We start from the raw sequence: 13,152 nt of genomic DNA on the forward strand, positions 1-13,152 counted from the left end.
TCGAAAGTGTGCGGAAGGGGGTGCTGTTTCAAGTGTCTGGAGATTCCCCGGTTTGGCTGACCGGGGATCGTCGGCTATATTCCGCCGCTCGCTCCGACCGCTGGGGGCGGGCAAGGTGCAGGCGGCCGGTCGGGCGCCCTGGGCCGAGGGGCCAGTCGGATGCGGCGGGTCAGGCCTGGAGGCTCGTGCCGCCCATGGGGCGCGATGACTCCGGTGCGGAATTCGGTCTGGGCATGGGGGATTTTTTGCCGGCTGATTGCTGGTCGTGCCTTCAACGCTCTGCAGGATCCGGGAATTCGATAATCCCGGATCGTCGGATATAAGAGGTGCTGCTGTAGTCCGGCTCAGCGGCGGCGGGCGTTGTCACTGGCGGACTTGACGGTCGTCTGCACGGTGGACGCCGGGGCCTGGATGCTGCCGGTGCGCACCGTGCCGACAGGCGTGCTGCTGGGGTCGGCGGGTATCTGCGCAAGGTGCCGGAGCCGCCAGACGAGGACGTCGCTGATGGAGGTGGCGCTGCCCAACTCCCGCCGCTGGGTAGCTTCGGCGAGCAGGTCGGCGGGGCTGTGGCCTGCGGCCTGGGCATCGGCGAGGGTGGCTGCCAGGGCGGGCCAGCCGGGTTCTGCCAGGATCTGTTCCGCCAGGTCGGGGACGGCGTGGCGCAGGGCCGTCGCTTGCTGGTGCTGCAGGGGTCGGGGCATGTGCCGGCCTCGCTGCTGGAGGAGGGCCATGGGCTGGGCCGCGGCGGCCTCGTAGGCGGCCCGAAGATGGTCGGCCGCCTGGAGGGCGGCGACGGCCTGCTGGGCGTGGTTCTTCTTGGCGTGCCAGGCGGATGCCGCTACGGCGAGGAAGAACGCCATGTCGATCAGCATCGCGCCCGTGGCACCGTCTTCACCCCGCCCCAGGGCCGGACCACTGTGTACGAGATTGCGGGCGGCCTGGCGCAGGGCCTGGTCCTGGCCGCGTTCGGCGCGCACGTGGGAGCGGGCCGCCCGTTCGAAGGCCGTGGCCGCTTGCCGCAGCTGGGTGCGGGTGTGGGCGGCGGAGGTCTTGGCGAGGGCGTCGAGCACTTCGCCGGCGGCGGCGAGCTGGGCGGCCACGGTCCCGTCGTCACCGTGATCGATGAGGAGCACGGCCTGCCAGACGGCTCCCGTGGCGCGGCGACGAGCGGATGCGGGACGGCTTGCCTGGGCGGGCGTAGGCCGGGTCGGTGCGCCGGACCAGCGTTCGCGGAGGCGGGGCAGGGAGAGGTCGGGCGCGAGCTTGGACCCCGAGTAGTTGACGGGCGCCCCGTCCTTGTTGCGGTCCTCGGGCAGGGCGACGGTGTAGCCGAGGGTGTCACCGGAGGGGGCGATCCGGCGCTTGACGAGGAGGCCGGCGGAGGCGAGGCGGTCGAAGAACTCCGTCTCCGAGCCGGTACCCGCGGCGGCGCGGCGGACGGTCTCGCGCAGCTCCTCGCGGGCGGTACGGCCCCGGCCCTGTCGTTGGGCTTTGTGGCGTTCGGCGCTGGTGGGGCGCTTGGCCGCGGTCCCGTCTCCGGGCGCCACGCGGTGCAGGCCGTAGGCGGCCTCGATGCGACGGCATTCCGCCTGGGCGCGCTTGCCGGAGCGGTGGTGGTCGGGCTTGCGGCCGTCTTCGCGTGCGAGGGTGGCGATGAGGTGGATGTGGTCGTCGGCGTGGCGGACGGCCGCCCAGCGGCAGCCCGCACCGTCGCCGGGGTCGATGCCGGTGGCGGTGATGACGCGGCGGGCGATGTCCGCCCACTCGGCGTCGGTGAGCGTGCGGTCGCCGGGGGCGGCACGGACCGAGGCGTGCCAGACGTGCTTGTCCGGTCGTGTGTCCTCGGGGAGGAGGTGGAGGGGTTCGTCGAGGAGCTGCTGGAGGTCCTGCTCGGTGGCACCGGGGTCGCGGCCGGGGTCGGGGGCGAGGCCGTCGAAGGAGGCGACCAGGTGGGGGTCGACGTGTTCTTCGCTCCGGCCGACGCCGAAGAGGTAGGCGATCAGACCGGCGGTGCTGGCGCCCTGTTTGTGGATGGAGGGGATCAAGCGGTCTGGGTTCCTTCGGGGTCGATCATGCGGGTGGTGATGTGGCGGATGTCCTCGACGGCGCGGCGGACGGCGGCGATGGTGTCGTCGAGTCCTTCGGGGGCGATGCCCAGGTGCAGGGCTTTGGCCGTCTGGTTGAGGTTGTTGTTCGCGATGCCGAGCTGGCGGCGCAGTGCGAACAGGGTGGTGAGGACGTCCTGCTCGGTGGCGATGACGGCAGCGGTGCGGTTCAGGTCGCGGGCAGCGGCGAGTGTGCTGTGCGCGAGGAAGCCGGCCAGGGTCATGCCGACGGCCGCTGCGCCGGCGGAGGCGAGCGCGAGTTCTGGCTCGCTGAGGCGGACGCTTTTTGCGATGCGCTGCTCGCTGGCTCGGAGCCGGGGCTTGCCCCGGCGCTTGGCAGGCCGCGGTCCGCCCTCGGTCGCAGCCTCCCCGTCCCGTGCCCCCTGGCGCGGGACGGAGTCCGCCACCCCCGGGGCGGGCTTCGGTTCGGACGCACCCCCGGCGGGGGAGTGTCCGAACCTCCAACTTGCTGCGCCTGAAGCTGGGGTGGTGGCCTCGGGCTGGACGGGCGACGGGCTCTGCTGGTCGTGCACGTGGTGCTCCTGCGTGGGGCTGAGCGTGGGCGGGAGGTATGAGGCGGCCGGTCAGGAGGCGCTGCGGGTTTCGTCGAGTTCGGCCTGCAGACGTCTCTGGCCTTCCTCCGCCCGGTCCTTGCTGATGGAGAGGCCCTTGGCGCGGACGGCTGCCTCGATGTTGCGGCGGGAGTAGCGGCCCTTGACGCCGAGCGTGGTGGTGCGGCCAATCTCCACGATTTGGTCCATGGAGGCGCGGGGGAGTCGCGGCTTGGCGGTCTTGGCCGGCGTTGCGGGGGAGGTTCGCTGCTTCGAGACGTCGGTGTCTTGCCCGGTGGGCGGTGTGTTGACAAGGTGGCGGTCTACAGGGTGGGCGGTGGGCGCCACCGGTGTGGGTGAGGCGGTTCCGTCCGCGTGGCGGTCCGCGGCTTCGGGGCGGGCGGGTCGGTGTCGCTCCGCCACAGGGGAGGGCGTCGCCTCGGCATCCGCCAACGCGGCGGGCACTGCGACGAGGGCGTGGATGCGGCGCATCAGAACGCCGAAGGCGAGCAGGGCCGCTGTCGGCGGGACTGCGGCGACGACGTAGTTGAGGACGGGGACGGGGGCGCCTCCGGTGCCGCTGACGCCCGCCACGTTCAGGGCGATGGAGCCGACCGATCCGATGGCGGTCAGTGCCACGGCCCACCCGTCCCGCTCCCGGCGGAGCGCGGCGTGCAGCATCAGCAGTTCGCCGATGACGACGAAGGCGTCCAGGGTGGCTGGCCACGCCCACTGTCGGATGGGGAAGGCGGCCAGGCCGTGGGCGCCGGCGACCTCGGCCAGATGCGCGTACGAGAGCCAGAACCCGGCGGCGGTCAGCAGGATGATCACTGCTCCGGCTGCGGCGAGTACGTACCGTCCGGCCGCCACTGCGGCAGTGGTGGGACGGTGGCGATGGAGGATCGGGTTGGTGCGCAGAGGGTTCTCTCCTGGGGATGGTTCTGAGGGCGATCACGGCGTTCACGGAAGGGGCGTACACGCGAGCCCCCTTCTAAAGGGGGGCTCGCGCGTGAACGCTCTGGCACGTGTACGGCGTGTACGGGTGCGTGAACGTCTGACCTGCGGGTTTGCGAGCTGCGTGTACGCCGGCGAGGCGGTGTGGGCGGGCTGTGCCCCAAGGGCGCGTGTACGCCTCCGTGTACGGTCCCCCAGCCCTGTACCGGGTTTAGGAGACGGCGCCGATGTGCCGGACGGAGGCGCGGTAGCGGGCCTGCTGGCCGCCTCCGGTGCCGCCTGCCGTGCCTTCGGCCTTGACCGCGAGCCCGGTCTTCACAAGGCGGTCCAGGGTGCGGCGGGCCTTCTCGGTGGCCGCGCGGTCGGGGTGGTTCTCGCCGCTCTGGACGATGGCGAGTTCACGGACGGTCAGTCCGTCGGGGCGCCTGCGGAGGATCTCGACGGGGTCCAAGGCGGGGTCGACCGTGGTGGTGCCGCGCTCGTGGTCGTGGATGACCTGGAGCGGGCCGATCTCGCCGGTCGGGGTCTTGAGGTGGTGGAGCGTGACGGCGAGGTCGCCGGCTTCTCCGCCCACGTACAGGACGCTGCCCGCGCCGGAGACGATGTGGGTGGAGCCGTAGACCCGGTCCAGGGTGGGCTTCTGGGCGCGTGGGGTGCCCTCGCCGGCCTTGCGCTGGTGGTGCAGTTCGAGGACCTCGACCCCGGCGCGCATGGCCCGCTGGCGGGCGTTGTTGTAAGCGACGCCGAGGGCGTCGTCGACCATGGTGCTCACGGCGTCCTTCAGGCTGTCGATCACGATGGTGTCGGCCTGGTGGGCGGCGGCGAGGTCGGCCAGGAGGTCGGGCTCCTTGTCGAGCGTCGCGGGCAGCGGGCCCTGCCAGACGGCGAGCCCGTCGCGTATGCGTGCCTCGTGCTCGGGCCGGATACGGCGGGCCAGGGCGCGGGCGATCTGCTTGTACCGGTCCAGCGCCAGGTACAGCACCCGCTTGCCCGGCGCGACCGGCATTCCCAGGACGCTGTCGGCCAGGCCCAGGCGGGCGAGGACCACCTGGTGCGCAAGGGTCGTCTTGCCGACGCCCGGTGCGCCGACGAGCATCAGGCTCTCCCCCGAAGACCAGGCCGTCTGCTCACGCGTGCCCCACAGGGGCTCGGTGTCGGCGCCGGATTCGGTGACGAAGCTCCATCCGTCGGTGATGAACCGGGACAGCCGTCCCTGCCCGGAGGCCAGAGCCCGCTCACGCTCGGCACGGACCTCCGACTCGATCTCGCCACGGATGACATCGGGGTCGGCGCCCGGCTCCATCGTCCGCTGCATCGTGCGGATGCTGGAGGCGCGCAGGCGGCGCAGCTTGGCCTTCTCGCGGATGATGCCCGCGTAGTGGATCGCGTTGTCGGCCGACGGTGTCGCGCCGTACAGCTGGTGCGCGTACACCCTGCCGCCGATCCGGTCCAGGTCGCCCTGTTCCTCCAGGCGGTTGCTGAGGACGATGGGGTCCGTGGGCAGGTCTTCGCTGCGCAGAGCGAGGATCGTGCGCCAGACCGTCTCGTGGGCGGGCCGGTAGAAGTCTGGCCCGTCGAGCAGGTTGCGGACGGCGTCGATGACGTCGGCGCCGTGCATGCAGGCGCCCAGGACGGCGGCCTCCGCCTCCACGTCGTGGGGCGGCACGGCGGTCATGTCCATTGGTGCGGGGTGTGGCAGGTGCGGCAGGGGGTCGTCCATACTGGACAAGGAGCTCCTCTACTTGCTTGGCCACATGGGACGGCAATCCCGGCTTCGCAGGTCAGTCGTTCAGGGATGGGCGGCGTGAGGTTTGTGCTTCGAGCCCCTCGGTGTTGGACCACCGGGGGGCTTTTTGCATGTCCGTCTATGGGATGGCGGGCTCCAGCGGATAGGTGCGGTCTTCTGGGGATGTTCCGACAGTACCACAGATTATGCGATTGGCAGAGAGCTATGCAGATCGCAGAGGGTGATGTACTGTTGTTTCATGCCGCAGAACCGTGGCTGTCGCAGCGAAAGGAGGGTTGATGCCGGACGACGAGAGCGACGCCCCCGAGGGGGTGCTGCTCAGCGGCGAGGGCAATGTCGCCGTACGGATCAAACTGGAACGGGAGAAGCGCGGTTGGAGCACCACCGCGCTGTCGGACCTGCTCAACGAAGCGGGCTTCGACATGAACCCGTCCGCGGTCTGGCGCATCGAGAACCGCAAGCGCAGGATCAACCTCGACGAGGCCATCGGCTTCGCCGAGATCTTCGGCGTCCCGCTCAGCAACTTCGTCGGGCCGCCCAGCCTGGCGGCCATGGACCGCGCCATGGAGCTCATCGACAACGTGGTGGCCACCTACCGGGCCTCCGCGCGCGCTGGCTTCGAAGCCAGCAAGGCGCGGGACGAACTCGCGATCTACCTGGATGACCATCCGGAGATCCGCGAAGAGGCCGACGTGATGGTCTCCAACGCCATCGCCGCCGAGATCCAGAAGATCAACACCGAGCGGTACGGGCCGCCTCCGGCCGAGTAGCCGCCCTCCCCGTCACGCTGTCCTGGGCCCGCAAACCCCCAGTGCGCAGCCGCATCGCCCATCCCATCCCTGAACGACACACGGCCCGGCTCTGGGGGTTGCCGCCCCCGCCCATGCCTGCGGCCAGAATCCGGAGCACTGCTTGCGCCACACGGCGATACCCCACGCCTCCGTCCAGCGTCCCCGCGCCGCGAAGGAGGTGACCACCCCCGACACCCTCCTTACCGTGGAGCAGGCCGCCGAACGCCTGGGCACCGGCGTTCGTTTCATCCGGCGCCTGATCCAGGAACGCCGGATCCGCTACGTCAAGCTGGGCAAGCACGTGCGTATCGCCGAGAGCGTGCTGGCCGCGTACATCGAGGCGGGCACCGTCCCGACCCTCCGCGAAGCGCGTTCCCGCTTCGGGAAGGCGGCCTGATGGCGGCCCGCAAGCCGCAGCGGCGGCGCCAATTCGGTACCACCCGCCAGCTTCCGTCCGGTCGTTGGCAGGCGCGCTACTGGGCTCCCGACGGCAGTCGGCGCACGGCCCCGGAGACCTTCGCCACGAAGACCGACGCGCAGGACTGGCTCACCCTCGCCAAGGCCGACATCCAGCGCAACCTCTGGACCGACCCGGACGTGGGCAAGGTCAACTTCGAGGAGTACGCCCTCCGGTGGGTCGACGAGCGGGGCCTCGCCGCGACGACGGACGAGCTGTACCGCCGCCTCCTGAGGATCCACGTCCTGCCCGGCTTCGGCGACCGGGACCTCGACGAGATCACCCCGCAGGCCGTGCGCACCTGGCGGGCCGAGCGCCTGGCCGCCACCGGCGCCACGACCGTCGCCAAGTCCTACCGGCTGCTGAAGGCCATCATGGAGACGGCGACCGACGACGAGCTGATCCGCCGCAACCCGTGCCGCATCAGGGGCGCGGGCAGCGAGCAGGCCAAGGAACGCTCGACCGCGACCGTCGCCCAGGTCGACGCCCTCGCCGAAGCCATGGGCCCGCGCTGGCGGCTGATGGTCTACTTCTGCGCCTACGGCCCGATGCGCCCGGAGGAGCAGGCGGCCCTGCGCCGGACCTCGGTCACCCTCGCCCCCCTCGCCGTGCGGATCACCGAGGCGGCCCCGGAACTGAACACCGGCCGCCGCGTCGAGGGCGACACCAAGTCGGCGGCGGGCGTCCGCACCATCCACCTGCCGGCCTTCCTCTCCATGGAGGTCAAGCGGCACCTGGACTGGTTCGCCGAGAAGCAGCCTGACGGGCTGCTGTTCGTGGGGGAGAAGGGGGCGCCGTTCCGGCGCACGACCTTCGGCCGGAAATGGGCCAAGGCACGCGCGAAGGTGGGGCTGCCGAAGGACTTCCGCTTCTACGACCTGCGCCACACGGGCCACACCCTGTCGACGCAGTCCGGCGCGACGCTGAAGGACACGATGGTTCGCGCTGGCCAGTCCTCGGAGAAGGCCGCGATGATCTACCAGCATTCCGACGACGAACGTCAGCAGGAGGTCGCCGACGGCATCGACTCAAGGGTCCGCGCGGCCCGCGAGAAGGCTGCTTCGAAGATGAAGCCGAGGCCGTGGCTGGCGAGGGAATCCTGACGCAGGTGTGGACGGCCGCTCCTTCTCTCGGCCGTCAACGTCGCCCGCCACAACTGACCGCAGCCCTGGCGGCACAGAGGAGTCCCGCAGCCCGCGGAGGACGGCGAAAGGTATCCGCATGTGCAGCAGTACACCTGAGCGAGGCCGCCCGCCTGCTGGGCGTCTGCCCAGCACCACCCAGAGCAGCCAGTAGCGCGAAGCAACTGATCTTGGTCGTCCAGTGCAGGCGGTCGGTCGGGTGAGCAGATCGTCGTCCCTTCACCCTGGGCACCTGGGCCTGGGGCTGGCCAGTCGTCGGCTCGCCGTGCTGACGGTGTCGGCGCGCGGATCTTCGGCCTGCCCGGGTTCCGCTCCAGGGCGGTGTGCCGAGATTCATCAGGTAACGGTTCTGCAACGGCACAGGAGGGGGGAGGGCAGGGCGCGTCGGCCCTGGTGAAGGCCGTGCGAGAAGAGGGATGAGGAAGCCCATGAACGACGTCGGACGCTGCCTGCCCCCGCGCCTGCCTGCCAGTGGGGCCGCCACGTTCGCTCTGGACGCCAGCCTGTCCGGAGCGGGCGAGGCCGGCGAAATCCCGCCGGGCTGGGTAGGTCGTCCCGCGTGTGGCGGGGCCGATGGCGTCCGGCTGAACAGCGGCGGTGGAATCGGAGCGCACCCGCCGTTACGCGCCACTGGCGTACTCGGAACACCGCGGACGCCCCACCCATGGAACGTACATCTATTCTCGTCGGACGACGCCTACCGGATCCCTGGATTCCGCTAGGGCGCAAGGGAATCGAGCTGCCACCGAGCCTTCTGCACGGGGCTGTTGCCCGATCCTCCCGGAGCACACCAACTGCGCCGTCCGGCCGGACTTCAGGAGCACCTATGACTGAGTATGCGGGGCAGTCCGTCGCCGAGACCGAGCAGTCGGACGAGGACCTGGCGGAGTCGATACGCAGCGGCGCCGAGCAGGGGGCGATGGCGGAGCTGTACGCCCGTCACCGGTCCGCCGTGCTGGCGTACGCGCGTACGTGCTGCCGCGACTCGCACACCGCCGAGGACCTTGCGGCCGAGGCGTTCGCAAAGACGTTTGAGGCGGCGCGGTCGGGTGGAGGGCCAACAGGGCCGTGGCGGCCGTATCTGCTGACCGTGGTACGGCGCACGGCCATGGCCTGGGCCGATACGGCCCGCCGGGCCGAGCTGACCGAGGACGTCGAACGCTGGGAACAGGCCGTCCCGCATGCCAGGGGCGGTGAGGAGTTCGCGTTGCGCGGCGAGGAGGACGACCTGGTCCTGCGGGGCTTCCGCACGCTGCCCGAGCGCTGGCAGGCCGTGCTGTGGCACACGCTGGTGGAGGAGGAGAACGCCCAACGGGTCGGCGCCATGATGGGCCTGAGTGCCAGTGGGGTGTGGTCACTGTCGGAGCGGGCCCGGGAGGGGTTGCGCGAGGCGTACCTGTCGGAGCACGCCCATGGCCCTCAGGCATCACACGAATGCCGCCGTCACAGCCCCTTGATTGCCGCCGCGGTGCGCCGGGGCCGTCGTACGGTCGGGCGCCGCCTGGATCGCCACCTGGGCGACTGCGGCTCCTGTCGCAAGGCGTTCCGCGACCTGACGGAGATCAACTCCCGGCTGCGCGTGGTGCTGCCCGGCGCCGTGCTGCTGTGGGGTGCCGAGAAGTACCTCTCCTCGTACGCCGTCACGGCCGCTGCCGCTGCCGCGGGGAGCGGAGGCGCGGCGGTCGCCGGCGGTTCGGGGGCGGTCACCGGGCTCCCGGCCGCGAAGCTCGTCGGGTTTTCGCTGGCGGTCGCGACGGCGATCGGTGCTCTGGTCTACGTCGTCGTCCCGGACGGGACCGATGCCCGGCGGGCCGCTCCGCCCGTCGTCCGCGACACTTCCGCGCCGCCACCGACGGCACTCGAGGCGGCGGGACCCTCGCCCACCGCCACGGCTGATGCGACCCGCAGCCCCTCTCCCGGCTCCTCCCCCTCATCCGTGCCGAGCGTCCCCGTCACCCAGGTCGCGCCGACCCCCGCCGTCGCTCCCGCGGGCCCCAGTGAACGGACTCGGCTGCGGATCGACGCGACGGGGATGTGCATGGAGATCCCGGGAGGAACCAGGGACGCGGGGGCGCAGCCGCGAGAGGCGGCGTGCACGGGTGCCGCCTACCAGGGATGGGACGTGATCGCACAGGAGAAGCGCCGTCGGGTGATGCTGCGCAACGAGGGCACCGGCATGTGCCTGGCCCACACAGGCAGCACCGCAGCCGGCGCGCCGGTGCGGCAGGCCGTCTGCGACGCTGCGAACCCCCTGCAGGTATGGAGCATCAACCGGCACGACGACAAGGGCACCGCGGGCATCTTCACCAGCGACAACATGTACCTCGGCCTCAAGCAGTGGGCTCCCGCCGCCCGTGGGGAGGCGCATGACTCCCTGATCGCGACGAGCCCCCACTTCTACCTCTCGCCGTCCCTGCACTTCCGCACCGACTGGTGACCCCGCCGGGCATCCCCGCCGGCTGATCCCTGTATTGGGAGTCCCCTCTGGGACTTCGGCCTCTCCATCCGGCGGGGCGTGAACGGTGGTACGTGCAGGGGGTGCTCATGGGTGGGTTCCTCCAGTCATCGAGCCGCTCGGATGGAAGGCATACCGCGTGGCCGGGTGGGGGCAGCCGGACAGTTGGGGCTCCGACCTGCCCCGACCATCGGCTGTCCCCCGAGTGACCCGGTTCTGATCTCCGGACCCGGTGGGCACATGAGTTGAGACGTGTCAGCCAGCCGACGCTCCTGGTGTTTTACCCACCCTTTGCGCGAGGGCGCGCCATGGGTGACAGGCTCTGCGCGGCCCCTCGCCTCCGACCGAAGATAACGAACCGGTAAAACGGCGAGAGGGTTGATCGCACGCGCCGCTCTCTGCTCGTGAAGAGCAACGGACCAAGGGAGTGCGGAGCATCATGGGACTCAGCCTGAATCGGGTTGCCGGAGTGGTGGCTGCGTCGGCGACGCTGTTCGCGGGCGCGAGCGTGGTGGCTTTGCCGATCCCTGCGGACGGTGCGCGAGAGAACGGCGCTCTACCAGGGCGGGTCGGTCCCGCGCCTGCTGCCACCGGAGCCATCACTCGGGTCGGCGCAGAGCACGGCAGTCCCGGCTCTCCTCGGGATGCGGAATCGCACACCGCGGACGCCGGGGTCACGGACACCACACGCCCCGCCTCCGGCGATGCCGGCGCCACCGCCACGGTGCTGAGTACGGCAGCCGTCGCTTCCCTGCTCCTTCTCGGCTTGTTCCTGCTACGGGCCGACCGCCACCGGCGCACAGGCTGCTGACACCGAGAGTCGGCCGTGTCGGGCCTCCCTGCGCGGGGCCGGGCACGGACCTGCGCCGGCTTCCAGGCCGGCGGCATGCAGTGCGGCCCGCCCGGAGCGACGGCCGCACACCGGCAAGGCCCATCCGAAGGGTCTCCGAGAAAAGGATGTGCGCACGTGTCCCCGTCGACCTGCCCACGATGCGGCACCACCCGACCGGCCCGGGGTACGGACTGCCCCTGCGCCGCGAGCGGGGTGAACGCGCATGGCGACAGCGAGCCGTTCGCACGGACCTGGGTGCGCCCGTACTTCGGCGCAACACCGTACGGGTCCCCGGCCGTTGCCGAGGACCCCTACGCGAATGCCCCGGATCCTCGTGAGCACCCCGACGTCCCCGGACGCGTGCTGGGCATCATGCAGCCGGCGTCATCGCGGCCGGAACCCGGTCCGGCACGGGAGCACCGTGCGGCCGACACATCCATGCCGCACCCCGGCGCACGGGCGTCCGTGCCCCACCCGGACGCAGGGCCATGGGGTTCCCCCGTTCCCGGTGGCCCGTATCCGCTCGCGGACGACACCGCCGCCCTGTCCCCGATCGGCCTGCGCCATCTGGCCGACAAGGCCGACGCACCCGGGAACATGTCCGAGCCGCGCCGGGCCCGCGGCAAGGGGGCGGCGTCGCACCGACGCGCCGGTAAGACCCGGTCGGCCAGGGCGGCGGGTCTGGTGGCCGTGATGGCGGCCGTGGTCGGCGCGGCCGTGCTCACCGGCACACAGCAGGAGACGCGCGCCACCGCGCAACGGGTGGAACCGGAGCCGACGTCCGTCCCGGTTCCCGCCACCGATCCCACGACCGCACCGACCTCCGGAGGTCCACCCACCCCGGACGCCGAACGCACCGAGACCGCTGCCGCCGACCCCCGCGCGGGGGCGAAGCCGCCCTCCGCGCGCCCCGGCACCACCGCGCCCAGCCCCGTGGCGACCCCGGAGCAGGGATCAGGCACCCGGTGCGTTACACCGCACCTCCCCGGGGCGACCTGTCCCCCCACCAGCCGGCCGGAGACCCCGCCACCCACACGGCGGCCCATCAGCCTGTGCTGCGACGCCAGCGGTCCCGAGGTCGCCGAGCTGCAGTACCGACTCCGGGAGCTCGGCCTGTACGAAGGCCGTGTGAACGGCGCCTACAACCAGCGGGTGACCGACGCGGTCGCTTCCTACCAGAGGAGCCGCCGCATCAACGGCGATCCGCGCGGTTCGTACGGGCCGGCAACCCGAGCCGCGCTCCAGCGGGAGGTACCTGACGTCGGCGTCCGGTGATCCCCTGTGGCAGTGCAGCGGAGCGAGGCCCAGTGCCCCATAGAGAGCCAGGAGCAGAGCGCCATCGTCGCAGCCACCAGCCGGTCTGCGACCTGGGGCACCATGCTGGCGCCAGTCATCCGTGGGTGTCTGTTTGAGGCCTTTTGCTGTACCCAGGAGGCCGTAGTGCTGGGACACAAGGGCTCGGGTGGAACGGCGGCGCTTTCGGCGGCAGCGATCTTCGGGCAGGTGCAGGCCGATGCGGCGCCAGTACTTGCGACACGCTCGACTGGCGAACTCCGCTCCCTCTGGGTGCTGACGCCGACGATCACATCGACTGCTTCCTGCCCAAAAAGCGCGCCAAACAGTCATTCGCCTGTTGTCCGCTCACGCCTCATGCACCTGTTTCGCAAGACCTCGGCCATCGTCGGTATCCGGTGCGGCAGCTTGCGCCGCCGTACTGGCCTTCTCCACGGCCGGTACGGCCCCGGCCGCCCACGCAGTTGAGGATGACTTCGTCGTTGTGACGAAGCAGCTCACGACGAACTCGGCAACCATGGGCACGACCGTTGTCTGCCCTGACGGCACGCGGGCGATCAACGGCTTCAACGGCGTCCTTCTGAGCACCTTCAACAGCAACAGGGGCGTGCTCAACGAGTACGGCAGCTACGCCAGCACCGACTCGAAGACTTGGCGCTTCGTCTTCGAGATGGAGAACAGCACGGACAAGTACACCGGCACGCTCGGCGTCATCTGCGCAAAGGTCTGAGTGTCCGACCGACATCCCGGCGAGGCCGATGGGCAGGCCCTGTGGGCACGGAGTCCGATGGTCTTGTCGGTGCTTCGGAATCCGGTCACTCCCTC

Annotated in this window: 10 protein-coding genes; 6 read left to right on the forward strand and 4 right to left on the reverse strand. The window is 71.0% G+C overall.

The features are described from left to right. Window positions 1–344: 344 nt before the first annotated feature. The 4 genes from ACXNSR_RS20810 to ACXNSR_RS20825 form a co-directional block, all read right to left on the reverse strand. A complete protein-coding gene (locus ACXNSR_RS20810) occupies window positions 345–2,045 on the reverse strand; it encodes a relaxase/mobilization nuclease domain-containing protein (RefSeq protein WP_458637047.1) in 1,701 nt (566 codons plus the stop codon). Further along, on the reverse strand, window positions 2,042–2,512 hold the full coding sequence (locus tag ACXNSR_RS20815; protein ID WP_458637048.1) for a plasmid mobilization protein: 471 nt from the start codon (window positions 2,510–2,512) through the stop codon (window positions 2,042–2,044). The genes ACXNSR_RS20810 and ACXNSR_RS20815 overlap by 4 nt, the downstream gene beginning before the upstream one ends. Window positions 2,513–2,689: 177 nt before the next feature. Further along, window positions 2,690–3,526 (reverse strand): DUF2637 domain-containing protein, encoded by an 837-nt coding sequence (locus tag ACXNSR_RS20820; protein ID WP_458637049.1) that lies wholly within the window; start codon window positions 3,524–3,526, stop codon window positions 2,690–2,692. Window positions 3,527–3,821: 295 nt separating this feature from the next. Continuing rightward, window positions 3,822–5,330, reverse strand: a complete 1,509-nt coding sequence (locus ACXNSR_RS20825) for a DnaB-like helicase N-terminal domain-containing protein (protein WP_458643352.1) — start codon at window positions 5,328–5,330, stop codon at window positions 3,822–3,824. A gap of 305 nt (window positions 5,331–5,635) precedes the next feature. On the opposite strand from ACXNSR_RS20825, the gene ACXNSR_RS20830 reads away from it, so the two are divergent. The 6 genes from ACXNSR_RS20830 to ACXNSR_RS20855 all read left to right on the forward strand — a co-directional run bounded on the left by ACXNSR_RS20830 (window position 5,636) and on the right by ACXNSR_RS20855 (window position 13,057). Continuing rightward, window positions 5,636–6,127 (forward strand): helix-turn-helix domain-containing protein, encoded by a 492-nt coding sequence (locus tag ACXNSR_RS20830; RefSeq protein WP_458637050.1) that lies wholly within the window; start codon window positions 5,636–5,638, stop codon window positions 6,125–6,127. A 199-nt stretch (window positions 6,128–6,326) separates the two neighbouring features. Continuing rightward, on the forward strand, window positions 6,327–6,545 hold the full coding sequence (locus ACXNSR_RS20835; RefSeq protein WP_458643353.1) for an excisionase family DNA-binding protein: 219 nt from the start codon (window positions 6,327–6,329) through the stop codon (window positions 6,543–6,545). Next, entirely contained in the window at window positions 6,545–7,708 is a 1,164-nt protein-coding gene (locus ACXNSR_RS20840) for a tyrosine-type recombinase/integrase (protein WP_458637051.1), read from the forward strand. The genes ACXNSR_RS20835 and ACXNSR_RS20840 overlap by 1 nt, the downstream gene beginning before the upstream one ends. 865 nt (window positions 7,709–8,573) lie before the next feature. Beyond that, window positions 8,574–10,184, forward strand: a complete 1,611-nt coding sequence (locus ACXNSR_RS20845) for a sigma-70 family RNA polymerase sigma factor (protein WP_458637052.1) — start codon at window positions 8,574–8,576, stop codon at window positions 10,182–10,184. 1,315 nt (window positions 10,185–11,499) lie between these two features. Further along, window positions 11,500–12,309 carry a peptidoglycan-binding domain-containing protein gene (locus ACXNSR_RS20850; RefSeq protein WP_458637053.1) on the forward strand — a complete coding sequence of 270 codons (810 nt, stop codon included), beginning with the start codon at window positions 11,500–11,502 and terminating at the stop codon, window positions 12,307–12,309. Between the two features lie 502 nt (window positions 12,310–12,811). Continuing rightward, window positions 12,812–13,057: a hypothetical protein gene (locus ACXNSR_RS20855; RefSeq protein ID WP_458637054.1), complete on the forward strand. Its 246-nt coding sequence runs from the start codon at window positions 12,812–12,814 to the stop codon at window positions 13,055–13,057. Window positions 13,058–13,152: the final 95 nt, after the last annotated feature.

Source organism: Streptomyces sp. NC-S4 (assembly GCF_054353315.1).

Bases quoted from the DNA above. Each gene is read 5' to 3' on its own strand.
- ACXNSR_RS20825 (WP_458643352.1), bottom strand. From the start codon at position 5,330: ATGGACGACCCCCTGCCGCACCTGCCACACCCCGCACCAATGGACATG.
- ACXNSR_RS20840 (WP_458637051.1), top strand. From the start codon at position 6,545: ATGGCGGCCCGCAAGCCGCAGCGGCGGCGCCAATTCGGTACCACCCGC.
- ACXNSR_RS20845 (WP_458637052.1), top strand. From the start codon at position 8,574: ATGACTGAGTATGCGGGGCAGTCCGTCGCCGAGACCGAGCAGTCGGAC.
- ACXNSR_RS20830 (WP_458637050.1), top strand. From the start codon at position 5,636: ATGCCGGACGACGAGAGCGACGCCCCCGAGGGGGTGCTGCTCAGCGGC.